Genomic DNA, 14592 nt, shown 5'->3' on the forward strand with positions numbered 1-14592 from the left:
GTGTGCTGGACCCGGGCGACCTTCGGTGACGACCAGCCAGCGCGAAGGTGAGTCCGGGATGTCCGCTTCCGCACCGGACGAGCCGTCGCGCCCCTCCCGGGCGGGTCGTGATCTGCGGGCGGCGATCGCGGTGGGCGTCGTGCTGGGCGCCGCGGTGATCCTGTCGTTGCTGATGCTGCGGCACCTGTTCATCGGCATCGTCGCGGTGGCGGCCGCGGTGTCCACGGTGGAGCTGGCCGGGGCGCTGCGCCGCGGCGCGGACATCCGGGTGAGCCTGCTGCCCGTGCTGGTGGGCGGGCAGCTGATGATCTGGTTGTCCTGGCCGTTCGGGCTGCGTGGCCTGCTGGTGGCGTTCACGATCACGACGTTGGGCTGCCTGGCGTGGCGGTTCCGGCTCGGCGTGGACGGTTATCTGCGCGATGTGACGGCGTCGGTGTTCACCGCCGCGTACGTCCCGATGTTCGCGTCGTTCGCGGCGATGCTGGCGGTGCCGTCGGACGGCGCGTTCCGCGCGCTGTGCTTCATGATCGGTGTGGTGGCCTCGGACACCGGTGGTTACGCGTTCGGCGTCCTGCTGGGCAAGCACCCGATGGCGCCGTCGATCAGCCCGAAGAAGTCCTGGGAGGGCTTCGCGGGTTCGATGCTGACGGGCGCCGTGGCGGGCGTGCTGTCGGTGGTGCTGCTGCTGGGCGGCGAGTGGTGGCAGGGCGCGCTGTTCGGCGCCGCGCTGGTGTGCAGCGCGACGCTGGGCGACCTGATGGAGTCGGTCATCAAGCGGGACCTGGGGATCAAGGACATGGGCAACATGCTGCCCGGTCACGGTGGCCTGATGGACCGGATGGATTCGCTGCTGCCGTCCGCGGTGGTGGCGTGGATGATGTTGTTCTGGCTGCTCCCGCAATGATCGGGTCGGGCGATCCGGCCCGGATCACGCCGAGTCCGAACATCTGGCACTGGCCGGACGTCTACGAGCGGGAGAACCGCGCGCAGGACGTGTCCGGCGCGCTGTGGGCGGCGTTGCGCGCGAGCTGCGACTGGTCCGGCGGCGACGTGGTGGACGTGGGCTGCGGCGACGGGTTCCACCTGGGGGTCTTCGCGGAGTCGGCGCGTTCGGTGGTGGGGGTGGAACCGCACCCGCCGCTGGTGGAGCGAGCGCGCTCGCGGGTGGCCGGGATGCCGGGGGTGGCGGTGCTGCAGGCTCCTGCGCAGCGGTTGCCGCTGGCCGGTGCCTGCGCGGACCTGGTGCACGCCCGGACCGCGTACTTCTTCGGACCGGGCTGCGAGCCGGGGCTGGTGGAGGCCGAGCGGGTGCTGCGGCCGGGTGGCACGCTCGCGATCGTCGACCTGGACGGGTCGTGCTCGCCGTACGGCGACTGGATGCGCGCGGATTCGCCGCGGTTCGACCCGGTCGCGGTGGAGCGGTTCTTCCAGCTGCACGGTTTCCGCAGCGAGTCGGTGCGCGCGGTGTGGCGGTTCGCGGACCGGGCCGAGCTGGCGGCGGTGCTGGGGATCGAGTTCTCGCCGAAGGTGGCGCGCCGGGCGTTGCGGCAGATCTCCGGCTGCGAGTTCGAAGTGGGTTATCGGGTGCGCATTCGCACTCGTCCGGTGGGGCTGCTCCGAGGTTCTTGAACCGGTGCGCCGGCATTGCCGATTCGCGGTGCTCGAAGATTTCTTCCGAATACCGACCGGTACTCGCAGTGTCGGCAAAACACCTGGTGGGAGCGCATGCCGGGTGATCAACGCGCGGTTGCCGACACGTAAAGTAGCGACATTTCCCGAACGGCTGGCAAGACCAACCGACCGGACGATCAAGACTTGTCGTGCACTCGGTCGCAGTCACGCCGAGGTGTCCGGGCCGCGGTTCGGGCGCCCCCGAATGACGCCTTGTTCGCAGCGCTCCGTCGTGATCGACTTGTCTTGGTGACGGAGTGTGGTGCCCGCCGGGCTGATCCGGCGACGACCCCACCGCGGGCCGCGGCGCGGCGGCCGGGCCTCGATCGCGGTCTCGGGGCGAACTCTGAAGTGGCCGGGAACCGGCCGGATCCCGCCGCGAACACGTGCAACAGGAGCGACCAGATGGCCTTTCACGCGGGCGGACCGGTCACCGCGGGATTGAGCCAGGTCGCGCGGATGGACCGGCGCGAACGAGCCGGGCTCGTCCGGGAGCTGTCCCGGCAGCACCCGACCTTCCGGACGTTGTGGCGGCGGTTGATGCTGGCCAGGGCCGTCGCGTTCACCTCGGTGCTGGCCCTGGCGGTCGCGGTGGTGCTGCTGGTGCAGGACGAGGTGCCGGCGCGGTGGGTGTCGGTGCTGGTGCTCGGCGGGTTGGGCGGTTTCGCGCACGTCGCGATCGTGCTCACCGACCACCGGTTCGACCTGCTGCTCGCGGTGCTCGGCGCGCACCGCACCGACCAGTTGCACGACCGCCTCCTCGCCGACGAGCTCTACGGCTCGGGGACGTCCGAGGACGAGCGGGCGGAAGGGGAGGAGCCGCGGGCCGAGCACGACCGCCGCGCCTCCTGACCGGAGGTCAGCTGCGGATGGACAGCGTGCTCGCGATCTCGGTGCCGAGGAAGTGCGTCTCGGCCTCCGCCGGTTCCCCCACTCGCACCACGAGCGGGCCGCCGAACGGTTTGCGCTCCACCACCTCGATGCGCGCGCCGAGGATCATCCCGTGGTCGGTGAGGTAGCGCAGCAGCTCCGAATCCGTGTCCCAGACCCGCGCGATGGTGCCGACGGTGCCCGGTTCGACCTGGTCCAGCAGCCGGGTGGTGGGCTTCTCCACGACGCCGTCCGCGGTGGGGATGGGGTCGCCGTGCGGGTCGTGGGTGGGGTGGCCGAGCTTCGCGGCGATGTGCTCGATGAGCTCGTCGGAGACGGCGTGCTCCAGCGCGTCGGCCTCCGGGTGCACCTCGTCCCAGGTGTAGTCGAGGACCTCCACCAGGAACAGCTCCAGCAGCCGGTGCCTGCGCAGCACGTCGTAGGCGAGCCTGCGGCCTTCCGCGGTGAGTTCGACGCTGCGGTAGCGGATGTGCGTGACCAGCCCCAGCTGGGCCAGCTTGGTGATCATCCCGGAGACGGAGGAGGGGCTGAGCCCCAGCCGCTGCGTCAGCGTCGCGTTGGTCACGGCCACCCCGCGCTCGGTGAGCCCGTAGATCGCCCGGACGTAGTCCTCCACGGACGCCGAAGGGCGTTCGGCCATGCTCGTCATGGCCCCCACGATAGGAGACCGGGTGGTGCCACGAGTGGGTGGACTATCCGGCGGTGGCGGCCTCCGCGCGCCGCGCGCGCCGCCGCAGCAGCTCCCGGAACAGCCCCTGCCCGGGTGCGAACAGGTAGGTGAGCAGGAACAGCGCGGCCTGGCAGCACACGATCATCCCGCCGGTCGAGGTGTCCAGGTGGAAGCTCAGGTAGGTGCCCGCGATCCCGCTGCCGACCGACAGCGCCGCGGCCACCGCCAGCATCCGGGGGAAGCGCCTGGTCAGCAGGAACGCGGTCGCCCCTGGCGTGATCAGCATCGCGGTCACCAGGATGACGCCGACGGCCTGCAGCGCGACGACCACGGTCAGCGCCAGCATCGTCAGCAGCAGCGCGCCGATCCGCCGCGGCTGCAGCCCGATGGCGTGCGCGTGGGTGGGGTCGAACGCGTACAGCGTGAGGTCGCGCCGCTTCAGCACCGCCACCGCCAGCGTGATCGCGCTGATCACCAGCACCTGCGCGATGTCGCCGTCGGTGACGCCGAGGACGTTGCCGAACAGGATGTGGTTGAGGTCGACCTGGCTGGGGATCCGCGAGATCAGCACCACGCCCAGCGCGAAGAGCCCGGTGAACACCACGCCGATCGCGGTGTCGCCCTTGAGCTTCGTGGTGCCGCGCACCGCACCGATCATGGCCACGGACAGGCCGCCGAACAGGAACGCGCCGACGGAGAACGGCAGCGCGAACACGTAGGCCAGCACCACACCGGGCAGCACGGCGTGCGAGACGGCGTCGCCGAGCAGCGACCAGCCGATCAGCGTCACCCAGCAGGACAGCACGGCGCACACCAGTGCCGCCACCACGCTGACCAGCAGCGCGCGCCGCATGAAGCCGAACTGCAGCGGTTCCAGCAGCCAGATCGCGAGGTCGTTCATCGGACTCCTCCCGGCACGCCGAAGGTGCGGGCCAGCACTTCGGGGGCGAGCACGTCGTCGACGGGGCCGTGGGCGAGGACCCGCTGGTGCAGCAGCACGGCCTCGTCGCACAGCGCGGGGGCGCCGGCCAGGTCGTGCGTGGAGATCATGATGGTGCGGCCTTCGTCGCGCAGTCCCCGCAGCAGGTCGGCGATCATGGCCTCGGAACCCTTGTCCACCCCGGCGAACGGTTCGTCGAGCAGCAGCAGCTCGGCGCCCTGGGCGATCCCGCGGGCGACGAAGGCGCGCTTGCGCTGGCCGCCGGAGAGCGCGCCGATGGGGTTGCGCGCGAGGTCGGTGAGCCCGACGCGGTCCAGCGCCTCGGCGACCGCGGCCCGGTCGGCGGGCCGGGCGCGGCGGGTGATCCCCATCCGCCCGTAGCGGCCCATCAGCACCACGTCGGCGACGGTGACGGGGAACGTGGCGTCGATCGCCTCGGACTGCGGCACGTAGGCGACGAGTCCGTCGCGGCGGGCGCGCTTCGGGTCGCGGCCGAGGAGCCGGATCTCGCCGCGGTCGGGGCGCACCAGCCCCATCAGCGCTTTGAACAGGGTGGACTTGCCGGATCCGTTGACCCCGAGCAGCCCGCAGACCTGCCCGGAGGCGATGTCCACGGTCACGTCGTCGAGGGCGAGCGCTTCGCGGTAGGAGACGGTCACGTGCCGGGCCTGCACGCTCATCGGGCACCTCCGGAGAGTCCGGCGACGATGGTCTCGGCGTCGTGGCGCAACAGGTCGAGGTAGGTGGGCACGGGCCCGCCGGGTTCGGACAGCGAGTCGACGTAGAGGGTGCCGCCGAGCCGCGCCCCGGTCTCCTCGGCCACCTGGCGCTGCGCCTTGTCGTTCACGGTCGATTCGCAGAACACGGCGGGCACGTCCTGCTGCTGCACGAAGCGGGTGGTGTTCTTGATCTGCTGCGGGGTGCCTTCGGAGTCGCTGTTGACCGGCCACAGGTACGCCTCCTGCAGGCCCGCGTCCCTGGTCAGGTAGGAGAAGGCGCCTTCGCAGGTGACCAGTGCCCGCTGCCGCGCGGGGATCCGGTCGAGCTCGGTGCGCAGGTAGCGCTCGATCTCGTCGAGCCGTCGGGTGTAGTCGTCGGCGTTGGCGCGGAACTCGGCGGCGTGCGCGGGGTCGATCCGGCTGAGCGCGTCGCGGATGTTCGCGACGTAGGTCTTGGCGTTGCGCGGGGACATCCAGGCGTGCGGGTTGGCGGCGCCGCGGGTGCCGCCCGCGGCGACCGGGATCGGGTCGACGCCTTCGCTCAGGGTCACGTGCGGGGCTTCGCTGCGTTCGACGAACTGGGCGAACCAGCTCTCCAGGCCGAGGCCGTTGTCCAGCACCAGGTCGGACTTCGCGGCGGTGAGCAGGTCGCTGGGCGTGGGCTCGTAGCCGTGCACCTCGGCGCCGGGCTTGGTGATCGAGTCGACGGTGATCCGGTCGCCCGCGACGGCCCTGGTCATGTCGGCGAGGACGGTGAAGGTGGTGACCACCGAGGGCTTGCCGTCCTCGGCCCGTCCGAGCCCGGCGTCGCACCCGGCGACGAGCGGCAGCGCGGCGGCCAGCGCGGCGATCCCGGCCGCGGCACGCCTGCCACACCGGAAAGTTCGCCGCACTGGGGAGTGAAGTTTCGGCACGACGAAACCTTAGCGGACGCGGTCCGGGCGGACCAGGGCCGCCGGTCCCGGCGGGCCGACCCGGACGTGCCGACGGGGCTCGCCTCGGGCCGTGGGACACTGGTGGGCGCTATGTCGACTTCACTTCCGCTGGTCTTCGACGCGCCCAAGCGCGGCCTGCCCCCTCGTCACCTCGCCGACCTGTCGGTCGAGGAGCGCCGCGCCGCGGTGGGCGAGCTCGGGGAGAAGCCGTTCCGCGCGAAGCAGCTCGCGCACCACTACTTCGGCCGGCTCAACGCCGACGTGGAGTCGATGACCGACATCCCCGCGGCGAGCCGGGCCAAGCTCGGCGCGGACCTGCTGCCCACCCTGCTCACGCAGGTGCGGACGCTGGACACCGACGAGGGCACCACCCGCAAGACGCTGTGGCGGGCGCACGACGGCACGCTCATCGAGAGCGTCCTGATGCGCTACACCGACCGCGCCACCGTCTGCATCTCCAGCCAGGCGGGCTGCGGCATGGCCTGCCCGTTCTGCGCGACCGGGCAGGGCGGTCTGCAGCGGAACCTGTCCACCGCGGAGATCGTGGACCAGGTGCGCACCGCGGCCGCGATGCTGCGCGACGGCGAAGTGCCCGGCGGCCCGGGCCGGCTGTCCAACGTGGTGTTCATGGGCATGGGCGAGCCGCTGGCGAACTACAAGCGGGTGATCTCCGCGGTGCGCCGCATCTGCGACCCCGCGCCGGAGGGGCTGGGCCTGTCGCAGCGTTCGGTGACGGTCTCCACCGTGGGCCTGGTGCCCGCGATCAAGCGGATGACCGAGGAGCAGCTGCACGTGACGCTGGCGGTGTCGCTGCACACCCCCGACGACGAGCTGCGGGACACGCTGGTGCCGGTGAACAACCGCTGGAAGGTCGCCGAAGTGCTGGAGGCGGCGCGCGGCTACGCCGACCACACCGGTCGCCGGGTGTCGATCGAGTACGCGCTGATCCGGGACATCAACGACCAGCCGTGGCGCGCGGACCTGCTGGGCAAGCTGCTGCACAAGCACCTCGGCCAGTTCGCGCACGTGAACCTGATCCCGCTGAACCCGACGCCGGGCAGCAAGTGGGACGCCTCGCCGAAGCCGGTGCAGCGCGAGTTCGTGCAGCGCGTCCGGGACGCGGGCGTGCCGTGCACCGTCCGCGACACCCGCGGCCAGGAGATCGCGGCGGCCTGCGGGCAGCTCGCCGCCGAGGCCTGACCTCGGAGATTCCCGGCGGCCTCGCGCGCGGTGAGCCCTGCTCGGCCGACCGCCGCGATGCCCGCCGCGCGCGAGCCCGGATCACCTCCGCCGGAGACCGTCGCCGCCCCGCTTCATCAAGTCGGATGATCCGGATCGGTGGAGCCCCGGAGCACCGCGCCACCGGCGTGGTTGCCGCCGCACGTACCCGCCCGGTGTCGAACGCCCGTCGTTGACCTGCGCGGACGGTGCCGGGCGAGCCGCTGCGACACCCGCACCTCCGCAGCCGGGAGGACATCGGCGCACCCCGCGCAAGGGGTGTCCATCGACCGTGTGGGGCCTCTGGAAAAACGCGCCGCGCGGAGATCATGCTGGTCGTGGTCCCGGCGATGCCGGATCGCTCGGCCCGATGTCGAGACCCCCCGACCGGCATCGGGCCGTCGCCGGCCGGACAGTGCTCCCTTCCCCTCGCACCGCACTGTCCGGCCGGCCTCCCGTCCGGGTCAGCGCACCTCGGCGAGCTTCCCGGTGGCGACGTCGAAGACGAACCCGCGCACCGAGCCCTTCTTGGGGATGAACGGGTCGTCGAGGATCCGCCGCAACGAACGCCGGACGTCCTCGGCGACGTCGGCGAACGCCTCCGCGGCCCACTCCGGTTCGGCCCCGACCTCCTGCCGGAGGGTGGCGGCGAACTCCTCGTCGGTGAACGTCAGCATCCCGCAGTCGGTGTGGTGGACGAGCACGATCTCCTCGGTGCCGAGCAGCCGTTGGCTGATCGCGAGCGATCGGACCTCGTCCGCGGTGATCACCCCGCCCGCGTTGCGGATCACGTGCGTCTCGCCTTCGCGCAGGCCGAGCGCGCGGTAGACGTCCAGCCGGGCGTCCATGCAGGCCACCACGGCGACGTGCTTGGACGGCGGCAGGGGGAGCGGGCCCTCGAAGCCCGCGGCGTAGGCCTCGTTGTTGCGGAGCAGTTCATCGGTGACCGACATGATCGGTGACCTCCTCGTCGTGCTGGATGGCCGGCGTGCCGAGCGGGAGCGGCCGCGCACTTCGCTGCGCGGCCCGCCGACACGCCTGGTCGAACAGCGATCCGCGCCGGGTCGGCCAGAACGGGGTGAGCACCGCACCGGTCATGCGCCCACTCCAGGCGCTACGAGCGGTGCGCGCAAGGGCGCGCCACGTGGTGGGACGCCGCGGTCACCCGTGCGGCGGAGCGCTGCCGGAGGTGCTCAGCGTCGCCGCGTCCGGCGGCCAAGCGATGCACTCGCCGATCGCGTCGCCGATGCCCGCGCGCGGCTCGGCCGAACCGGGAACCGTCACCGCGCCGTCCTGCAGCGCCTCCCGCAAGGCCAGCAGCACGCAGAGCTCGTAGCCGGTCCGGTCCACCCGGCCGTTCCGGTCCACCACGCCCTCCAGCCAGCCCGCGGGCACGACGCCGCGCACGGGGACGTCCAGGCCGGACGGCAGGTAGCGGCCCTCGCCCCACACCCGGGTAGGGCCGTCGACCAGTTCCCCCAGCGCCGCCAGCAGCGGCCACCGGCGCCGGTCGCTGCTGCGGAAGTCCAGGACGTGCAGCAGCGCGGACAGCAGCTGCCGGTGGTCGGAGGTGTAGGTGATGTGCAGCGCGGCCCGCGCGGCCCGTCCCCGGTCCGGCTCGGCGGAACGCCGCAGCAGCGCGTCCGCGTGCTCCTCGGGGGGCGACCAGCGCCGCCAGCGCCCGTCGGGCGGTGCGCCCGCGGCGCGCAACCGGGCGCCGGCGCGGGACCGCAGCTCGTCGATCAGGGTCAGCAGCACGCCCAGCAGCTCGCGGGTCAGCTCGCCCTGCCGGTGCCAGCACAGCGCGGCCAGCAGGGACAGCCGGGCGTTCGTCGACTCGGTGGGCAAGCCGTTCAGCGCCCGGTGCCGCCAGCAGTCGACGGTTTCGAGCGGGACGTCGGCGAACACGTCCGGCGGCAGCCGCAGCTCCCGCAGCCGGTCGAGGCGCTCTATCTCGTGGAGCACCTCGGGCAGCCGTTCCGGCGCCCGGTCCCCGCCCACCTCGTCCAGGAAGGAGTCGGGCAACCGGAGGGAGCGGACGGCGCTGAGCTCGTCCAGCTCCAGGCAGAGCGCGTGCGCGTCGATCCGCGCGGGATCGGCCAGGAACTCGTGCGGTATCCGGTCGCGGCCCCGGGCACCCAGCAATCCGGCGAGCTCGTCGCTCGCCGCCCCCAGACGTGCCAAGACCCACCGGTGCAGTTGCGGCTCCGGGTAATGGCCCACGAAGCGAAACGTAGACCTCCCGTGGCAAACCCGATCGGGCGACCTCTGCTCAACCGCTGATCATCATCGCAGGTCGGGTCGGGGGCCGCTCCGCCGAGCGGGTGCCGGGCGCCACTCGAACGTCCCAACCGGGGCAAGTCCCCGGGTGACGCACCGCGTCAGCGGCGGAAGCCCTTGCGGCGGCGGCGCAGGTCGGCCAGCAGGCCGATCGCGACGATCACGGCGATGCCGATCAGCCAGATGTCCTCGGTCTTGAAGGCGTGGCCGCCGCTGAGGATGCCCTGGTGGTTGCCCACCAGCATGATCAGCAGGGCGAAGACGGTGAACCAGCCGGCGATCTGGGTGCCCTTGGGAAACCCGCCGTGCCAGCCCCACTCGACCGACGGCTCGTCTGCCGGGTCGATGGCCTGACTGGGCTTGGTGTCCAGTTCCGTGCTCGCCACGTACCCTCCTGCGCCACAACCCGCCACCGGGGCGGTTGAACCTGCTACTCGGCGCGGCACGCGCCACGCGTAGCCCATCTTCGCATAGCGCGAGCGCGCGCCGGTGCGCTGGTGGCGCAGCCCCGGCACAGCGCAAAGCCGCGGAACGGGCGAACCCGTTCCGCGGCTTCCTGGGAGTGGACGGAGAGCGCTAGCCCCCCTTGGCGGCCTTCCCGGTCCTGCTGACGATCAACCGGTAGATGCCCAGCACGATGATCGCGCCCACGATGGCCAGCAGCCACGTCCGCCACGACCAGAAGCTGCCCAGTCCGACGTGGAACACCCAGTTCCCGATCAGGCCACCGACGAAAGCCCCGACCACGCCCAGCAGCAAGGTGACGAGGATCCCGCCCGGATCCTTGCCCGGCATGATCAATTTGGCGATGGCGCCCACGATGAGCCCGAGAACGATCCATCCGATGATGCCCATGGCGCTACCCCTTCCTGCCTGGTGTGTGAACGCTGTGCCAGCGGCGCGGACCGCTGGTTCAGGCGTCCGGTGCTCGGGGCCTACCCCCCGATCGTGACGCTGATCGCGGATTCGCGCACCGCGAGCGACCGGCGACCACCTGCTTCGGGGAGAATGGGCGGTGATGGACACCGCGACCCCCGCTTCGAGCGCGCGCCCCGAATCCCCCGTCCCCGCGAGCGGCCAGGCAGGCACCGCCGAGTCGAACGCCGCGCGCGGGACTCCGCGCAGCGTGCTGATCCTCGGTTCCACGGGGTCGATCGGGACCCAGGCGCTGGACGTGATCCGGAACGACCCCGGCCGGTTCCGCGTCGCCGGCCTCGCCGCCGGGGGCAGCGACCCGGCCGCGCTGGCCGCGCAGGCGCTGGAGTTCGACGTCGAGGCGGTCGCCGTGGCCAAGGGCACCGCGGCCGAGGACGTGCAGCTCGCGCTGTACGCGGAGGCGCAGCGCCTCGGCTACTCCCGCGGCGGGTTCCGGATGCCGCGGCTGCTGGCCGGGCCGGACTCGACGACCGAGCTGGTGCAGAGCACCCCGGCCGACGTGGTGCTCAACGCGGTGGACGGCTCGCGCGGGCTGAAGCCGACCCTGGCCGCGCTGGAGACGGGCGCGACGCTGGCGCTGGCGAACAAGGAATCGCTGGTCGCGGGTGGCTCGCTGGTGCTGCGGGCGGCGAAGCCCGGCCAGATCGTGCCGGTGGACTCCGAGCACTCCGCGCTGGCGCAGTGCCTGGCGGGCGGCCGGGCCGACGAGGTGGACCGGCTGGTGCTGACCGCCTCGGGCGGGCCGTTCCGCGGCCGCAGCCGCGCGGAGCTGGAAGGCGTCACGCTGGAGCAGGCGCTCAAGCACCCGACCTGGGCGATGGGCACCGTCGTCACGATCAACTCGGCGACGCTGGTGAACAAGGGCCTGGAGCTGATCGAGGCGCGGCTGCTGTTCGACGTCGGCTACGACCGGATCGACGTGGTGGTGCACCCGCAGTCGATCGTGCACTCGATGGTCACCTTCGTGGACGGCTCGACGCTGGCGCAGGCCAGCCCGCCGAACATGCGGCTGCCGATCGCGCTCGGCCTGGACTGGCCGAACCGGATCGCGAAGGCCGCGCCGCCGCTGTCGTTCACCGAGGCGTCCTCGTGGACGTTCGAACCGCTCGACGACGAGGCGTTCCCCGCGGTCTCGCTGGCCCGGCACGCCGGTTCCACCGGCGGCTGCCTGCCCGCGATCTTCAACGCGGCGAACGAGGAGGCGCTGGCCGCGTTCGTCGGAGGGAACAGTGGTTTCACCGGCATCGTGCAGACTGTGGAGCGGACCCTCGCGGCGGCCGACCAGTGGCGCGGTGAACCGCAGGGCGTGGACGAGGTCTTCGCAGCAGAGGAGTGGGCCCGAGTGAAATCCCGCGAGCTCGTAGCGGCAGGGAAGGTGCAGTGATGCTGGTCATCGTCGGCATCGTCCTGTTCTTCGTCGGACTGCTGCTGTCCATCGCCTGGCATGAGCTCGGTCACCTGCTCACCGCGAAGATGTTCGGCGTCAAGGTCACCCAGTACATGGTCGGCTTCGGCCGGACCGTCTGGTCGCGCAAGACGGCGGAGACCGAGTACGGGGTGAAGCTGATCCCGTTCGGCGGCTTCATCCGCATGATCGGCATGTTCCCGCCGAAGCGGGACGAGGAGTACGGGCGCACCGCCTCCTCCGCGCCGTGGCGGGTGATGATCGAGGACGCCCGGGAGGCCGCGGCCGAGGAGGTCACCCCCGAGGACGCGCACCGGCAGTTCTACCAGCGCAAACCGTGGAAGCGGATCATCGTGATGGCCGCCGGGCCGATCATGAACCTGATCCTCGCGGTGCTCATCTTCGCCGGGATCCTGATGGGCTACGGCAAGGCCGAGCTCACCACCTCGGTCTCGTCGATCAGCGAGTGCGTGGTGTCCGCCGACGCGCAGGACAAGGGCACCTGCCCGCCGGGGGCGCCGCCGTCGCCCGCCGCGGCCGCCGGGTTCCGGCCCGGAGACAAGATCGTCGAGTTCGACGGCAAGCCCTACGGCTCGTGGACGGAGCTGCAGAAGGCCATCCGCGGCTCCGCCGGCTCGGTCCCGATCGTCGTGGAACGCGGTGACCAGCGCCTCACCCTGCACGCCGACCTGATCCAGGACAGGCGGCCCGCGCTGGACGACCCGAAGCGGACCGAGGTCGTCGGATTCCTCGGGCTCAGCCCGGACCAGGTCATGGTCCGCCAGGACGTCGGCGGCGTGGTCCGCACGATCGGCGGGTTCGTCAGCCTCACCGCGCAGAAGATCGTGGAGCTGCCGCAGCGGGTGCCGGACCTCATCTCGGCCATCGGCGGTCAGGAGCGGTCCGCGGATTCGCCGGTGGGCATCGTCGGCGCCAGCCGCATCGGCGGCGAGGTGCTGTCGATGGACCAGGTGTCGGTGGGCGCCCGGCTGATCACGATGCTGAACCTGCTGGCCGCGGTGAACCTCTCGCTGTTCGTGATGAACATGCTGCCGATCCTGCCGCTGGACGGCGGGCACATCGCCGGTGCGCTGTGGGAGTCGGTGCGCCGCGGCTTCGCGAAGCTGGTGCGCAGGCCGGACCCGGGCCCGTTCGACACGGCGCGGCTGATGCCGCTGGCCTACGGCGTGACGTTGATCTTCATCGCCTATTCGCTGCTGGTGCTCGTCGCCGACGTGGTGAACCCGGTGACGCTGATGTAGCGCTGCCGGGTGAACCGCCGGTGAACCCCGGGCGGCATCGCGCCGAGTGCCCTCCGTCGATCACGCCAGGTGATCAGTCCAGGGGTGAACCTTGCCCGTCCGGGGGAGTGGCTATCGGTATCGTGGTTCGGGGAACGGCGTGCGCCGGGTACCCGGAAGGCCACCCGGGGGCTTTCCCGGAGCGGTGGTGACGGGCTCGTCGCCGAGCCGTTCCGGCCGCGGGGCGCGGTAGGAACCGCCTCGTCCCGCTGACACTCACGAGCGCATCCGCGCAGCGCAAAGGTGGAGAGGAATCGATGACCGTCGATCTGGGCATGCCCGCAGCACCCGCCCCGACACTGGGCGAACGGCGCAAGACCCGGCAACTGCAGGTCGGTGCGGTCGGAGTGGGCAGCGACCACCCCATCTCCGTGCAGAGCATGACCACCACCAACACCGCCGACATCAACGGCACGCTGCAGCAGATCGCGGAGCTCACCGCGTCCGGCTGCGACATCGTGCGGGTGGCCTGCCCGAGCGCCGACGACGCGGAAGCCCTGCCCGCGATCGCGCAGAAGTCCAAGATCCCGGTGATCGCCGACATCCACTTCCAGCCGAAGTACGTGTTCGCGGCCATCGAAGCGGGCTGCGCGGCCGTCCGGGTCAACCCGGGCAACATCCGCAAGTTCGACGACCAGGTCAAGGAGATCGCGCAGGCCGCCAAGGACCACGGCACGCCGATCCGGATCGGCGTCAACGCCGGTTCCCTCGACCCGCGGCTGATGAAGAAGTACGGCAAGGCCGTGCCGGAGGCGCTGGCCGAATCGGCCATGTGGGAAGCGGGCCTGTTCGCCGAGCACGACTTCCACGACATCAAGATCTCGGTGAAGCACAACGACCCGGTCGTGATGGTGCGCGCCTACGAGATCCTCGCCGAGCAGTGCGACTACCCGCTGCACCTCGGCGTCACCGAGGCCGGTCCCGCGTTCCAGGGCACGATCAAGTCGGCGGTCGCGTTCGGCTCGCTGCTGCGCCAGGGCATCGGGGACACGATCCGCGTCTCGTTGTCCGCGCCGCCGGTCGAGGAGATCAAGGTCGGCACCCAGATCCTGCAGTCGCTGAACCTGCGCCCGCGCAAGCTGGAGATCGTCTCCTGCCCGTCCTGCGGTCGCGCCCAGGTCGACGTCTACACCCTCGCCGAGGAGGTCACCGCCGGGCTGGAGGGCATGGAGGTGCCGCTGCGCGTCGCCGTCATGGGCTGCGTCGTGAACGGCCCCGGCGAGGCCCGGGAAGCCGACCTCGGCGTCGCCTCCGGCAACGGCAAGGGCCAGATCTTCGTCAAGGGCGAGGTCATCAAGACCGTGCCCGAGGCCAAGATCGTGGAGACGCTGATCGAGGAGGCCATGCGCATCGCCGAGACGATGGAGGGCGCCGAGGATCAGGGCGAGGGCGCCCCCGTCGTCACCGTCGGCTGACCAGGCCCGCGGGCCCGCGGCGGGAGCGATCCGCCGCGACCGTGGTCGTCTGATGTCCGCGGAGCACTGCAGGCCCGTCGGGAGATCCGGCGGGCCTGGCTCGTTCGTGGGCGGTTCGTCCGCAGTCAGGGGCGGGCTGCTCGGCACGGAGCGTCATCGGTGGCCCCAATGACCGCGCCGTCGCTGCGCCATCCGGGTGATACCCGGAGGG

At 71.7% G+C, this 14592-nt stretch carries 15 protein-coding genes; 7 read left to right on the top strand and 8 right to left on the bottom strand.

What is annotated here, in order from left to right:
* The first annotated feature begins 58 nt into the window (after positions 1 to 58).
* The 3 genes from H1226_RS06050 (at position 59) to H1226_RS06060 (ending at position 2523) form a co-directional block, all read left to right on the top strand.
* A complete protein-coding gene (locus H1226_RS06050) occupies positions 59 to 904 on the top strand; it encodes a phosphatidate cytidylyltransferase (RefSeq protein ID WP_258347775.1) in 846 nt (281 codons plus the stop codon).
* Positions 901 to 1629: a class I SAM-dependent methyltransferase gene (locus H1226_RS06055; protein ID WP_258347777.1), complete on the top strand. Its 729-nt coding sequence runs from the start codon at positions 901 to 903 to the stop codon at positions 1627 to 1629. Before H1226_RS06050 ends, H1226_RS06055 begins: the two co-directional genes overlap by 4 nt.
* A gap of 447 nt (positions 1630 to 2076) precedes the next feature.
* Positions 2077 to 2523, top strand: coding sequence for a hypothetical protein (locus H1226_RS06060; protein ID WP_224967001.1), 447 nt, complete (start codon positions 2077 to 2079; stop codon positions 2521 to 2523).
* A gap of 7 nt (positions 2524 to 2530) precedes the next feature.
* On the opposite strand, the gene H1226_RS06065 is transcribed toward H1226_RS06060, so the two are convergent.
* Genes H1226_RS06065 through H1226_RS06080 form a run of 4 tightly spaced genes read right to left on the bottom strand, consistent with a single transcriptional unit; the run spans position 2531 to position 5784 of the window.
* Positions 2531 to 3202, bottom strand: a complete 672-nt coding sequence (locus H1226_RS06065; RefSeq protein WP_373690065.1) for a metal-dependent transcriptional regulator — start codon at positions 3200 to 3202, stop codon at positions 2531 to 2533.
* A 52-nt stretch (positions 3203 to 3254) separates the two neighbouring features.
* Positions 3255 to 4133 carry a metal ABC transporter permease gene (locus tag H1226_RS06070; protein ID WP_224960013.1) on the bottom strand — a complete coding sequence of 293 codons (879 nt, stop codon included), beginning with the start codon at positions 4131 to 4133 and terminating at the stop codon, positions 3255 to 3257.
* Positions 4130 to 4852 (bottom strand): metal ABC transporter ATP-binding protein, encoded by a 723-nt coding sequence (locus H1226_RS06075; protein ID WP_258347780.1) that lies wholly within the window; start codon positions 4850 to 4852, stop codon positions 4130 to 4132. The genes H1226_RS06070 and H1226_RS06075 overlap by 4 nt, the downstream gene beginning before the upstream one ends.
* Complete coding sequence (locus H1226_RS06080) at positions 4849 to 5784, bottom strand: metal ABC transporter substrate-binding protein (protein WP_258347782.1); 936 nt, start codon at positions 5782 to 5784, stop codon at positions 4849 to 4851. The genes H1226_RS06075 and H1226_RS06080 overlap by 4 nt, the downstream gene beginning before the upstream one ends.
* A 132-nt stretch (positions 5785 to 5916) precedes the next feature.
* Between H1226_RS06080 and rlmN the strand changes: the two genes are divergently transcribed.
* Positions 5917 to 7026 carry a 23S rRNA (adenine(2503)-C(2))-methyltransferase RlmN gene (gene rlmN, locus H1226_RS06085; protein ID WP_224966998.1) on the top strand — a complete coding sequence of 370 codons (1110 nt, stop codon included), beginning with the start codon at positions 5917 to 5919 and terminating at the stop codon, positions 7024 to 7026.
* A 482-nt stretch (positions 7027 to 7508) separates the two neighbouring features.
* On the opposite strand, the gene H1226_RS06090 is transcribed toward rlmN, so the two are convergent.
* From H1226_RS06090 to H1226_RS06105, 4 genes are all read right to left on the bottom strand, one after another.
* Positions 7509 to 7997: a beta-class carbonic anhydrase gene (locus H1226_RS06090; RefSeq protein WP_258347784.1), complete on the bottom strand. Its 489-nt coding sequence runs from the start codon at positions 7995 to 7997 to the stop codon at positions 7509 to 7511.
* Positions 7998 to 8205: 208 nt separating this feature from the next.
* Complete coding sequence (locus H1226_RS06095) at positions 8206 to 9228, bottom strand: hypothetical protein (RefSeq protein WP_258347785.1); 1023 nt, start codon at positions 9226 to 9228, stop codon at positions 8206 to 8208.
* 197 nt (positions 9229 to 9425) lie between these two features.
* Complete coding sequence (locus tag H1226_RS06100) at positions 9426 to 9710, bottom strand: DUF2631 domain-containing protein (RefSeq protein WP_224963274.1); 285 nt, start codon at positions 9708 to 9710, stop codon at positions 9426 to 9428.
* 190 nt (positions 9711 to 9900) lie between these two features.
* Positions 9901 to 10179: a GlsB/YeaQ/YmgE family stress response membrane protein gene (locus H1226_RS06105; protein WP_224956838.1), complete on the bottom strand. Its 279-nt coding sequence runs from the start codon at positions 10177 to 10179 to the stop codon at positions 9901 to 9903.
* Between the two features lie 163 nt (positions 10180 to 10342).
* Here H1226_RS06105 and dxr point away from each other — a divergent pair, with 163 nt between their 5' ends.
* The 3 genes from dxr (at position 10343) to ispG (ending at position 14381) form a co-directional block, all read left to right on the top strand.
* Complete coding sequence (gene dxr / locus H1226_RS06110) at positions 10343 to 11644, top strand: 1-deoxy-D-xylulose-5-phosphate reductoisomerase (RefSeq protein WP_258347788.1); 1302 nt, start codon at positions 10343 to 10345, stop codon at positions 11642 to 11644.
* Positions 11644 to 12927 carry a M50 family metallopeptidase gene (locus tag H1226_RS06115; protein WP_258347790.1) on the top strand — a complete coding sequence of 428 codons (1284 nt, stop codon included), beginning with the start codon at positions 11644 to 11646 and terminating at the stop codon, positions 12925 to 12927. Before dxr ends, H1226_RS06115 begins: the two co-directional genes overlap by 1 nt.
* 296 nt (positions 12928 to 13223) lie before the next feature.
* On the top strand, positions 13224 to 14381 hold the full coding sequence (gene ispG, locus H1226_RS06120; protein ID WP_258347791.1) for a flavodoxin-dependent (E)-4-hydroxy-3-methylbut-2-enyl-diphosphate synthase: 1158 nt from the start codon (positions 13224 to 13226) through the stop codon (positions 14379 to 14381).
* Positions 14382 to 14592 lie beyond the last annotated feature (211 nt).

Source organism: Saccharopolyspora gregorii, from assembly GCF_024734405.1.
Classification (GTDB): Bacteria; Actinomycetota; Actinomycetes; order Mycobacteriales; family Pseudonocardiaceae; genus Saccharopolyspora_C; species Saccharopolyspora_C gregorii.

Coding starts and splice junctions, on each gene's coding strand:
- H1226_RS06050 (WP_258347775.1), top strand. CDS start 59: ATGTCCGCTTCCGCACCGGACGAGCCGTCGCGCCCCTCCCGGGCGGGT.
- H1226_RS06055 (WP_258347777.1), top strand. CDS start 901: ATGATCGGGTCGGGCGATCCGGCCCGGATCACGCCGAGTCCGAACATC.
- H1226_RS06060 (WP_224967001.1), top strand. CDS start 2,077: ATGGCCTTTCACGCGGGCGGACCGGTCACCGCGGGATTGAGCCAGGTC.
- H1226_RS06065 (WP_373690065.1), bottom strand. CDS start 3,202: ATGGCCGAACGCCCTTCGGCGTCCGTGGAGGACTACGTCCGGGCGATC.
- H1226_RS06070 (WP_224960013.1), bottom strand. CDS start 4,133: ATGAACGACCTCGCGATCTGGCTGCTGGAACCGCTGCAGTTCGGCTTC.
- H1226_RS06075 (WP_258347780.1), bottom strand. CDS start 4,852: ATGAGCGTGCAGGCCCGGCACGTGACCGTCTCCTACCGCGAAGCGCTC.
- rlmN (WP_224966998.1), top strand. CDS start 5,917: ATGTCGACTTCACTTCCGCTGGTCTTCGACGCGCCCAAGCGCGGCCTG.
- H1226_RS06090 (WP_258347784.1), bottom strand. CDS start 7,997: ATGTCGGTCACCGATGAACTGCTCCGCAACAACGAGGCCTACGCCGCG.
- H1226_RS06105 (WP_224956838.1), bottom strand. CDS start 10,179: ATGGGCATCATCGGATGGATCGTTCTCGGGCTCATCGTGGGCGCCATC.
- dxr (WP_258347788.1), top strand. CDS start 10,343: ATGGACACCGCGACCCCCGCTTCGAGCGCGCGCCCCGAATCCCCCGTC.
- H1226_RS06115 (WP_258347790.1), top strand. CDS start 11,644: ATGCTGGTCATCGTCGGCATCGTCCTGTTCTTCGTCGGACTGCTGCTG.
- ispG (WP_258347791.1), top strand. CDS start 13,224: ATGACCGTCGATCTGGGCATGCCCGCAGCACCCGCCCCGACACTGGGC.